This window comes from Peribacillus sp. P4_C12, assembly GCF_056402095.1.
The window spans coordinates 1-774 of record NZ_JBFUIB010001051.1 but is presented as its reverse complement, the minus strand read 5'-3'; the positions used below and the strand labels follow the sequence as shown (position 1 = coordinate 774).

Genomic DNA, 774 nt, shown 5'->3' with positions numbered 1-774 from the left:
AGCTTTATTAGCATATGTTGTTCTTTCCTGGAAATTTAAAGACAAGGTAAGTAGGAAGATTGAAGCGATTAGGAAAACCTGGTATGTCATTTTTATACTGGGAGCATTGATTTATTGGAGTTTCTATCCGAAAAGTATATTCATTGAGTGGAAGAACTTTTTGATTATGGCGATTGTGTTTGTTCTGGTGGATATGTTTGTGTTTTTGAGTATGTATATATCCAAAATCGGCGATAATGAACTGTCCTATGCCACAAGGGCTGTTGCGGAAAGTGACAAACTTTTAACGGACAACCGCGAAAAGGTAAAAAATATGTTTCACCTTTTGAAAAAAGAGGGAATTCCGGAGTATTATCAAACGAATAAGGAATACCTAGCTTACTTGAGTATTCTGCTTCAGGCCTATGCCGCTAAAGAGGGGATGAACGTGAAGATTCTCCCTTTTAAAACGGAACAGGACAAGCAATTGGTGCTAAATGGGCATCCGAACTTGAATGGCAGTATCATCCGTGCTACATTGGAAAGAGAAGATACGTATTATAACGATGAAGAAAAAATGGCATTGCAGCCTGTAAGTATTTTAATGGAACCTTATATCCTAAACGTTAAATCAGAAAGCTTCGTTTCAGAAGTGGATTGTTTATTAATAGCATTATTGATCATGATGTTTGATATGGTCATAAAACAAAAGCAAGGTGGTGAAGGATGAATGAGCATTTATGATAAAGCAGGCAGCGAGATTTCAGTTGCCGTAATCAAACCGCAGGTCAAGAT

Annotated in this window: 1 protein-coding gene; it reads left to right on the top strand. The window is 37.2% G+C overall.

From position 1 onward, the window contains the following. On the top strand, window positions 1-709 hold a 709-nt coding region (locus AC1DUW_RS31185), incomplete at its 5' end, for a type II toxin-antitoxin system SpoIISA family toxin (protein WP_477644497.1). Window positions 710-774: the final 65 nt, after the last annotated feature.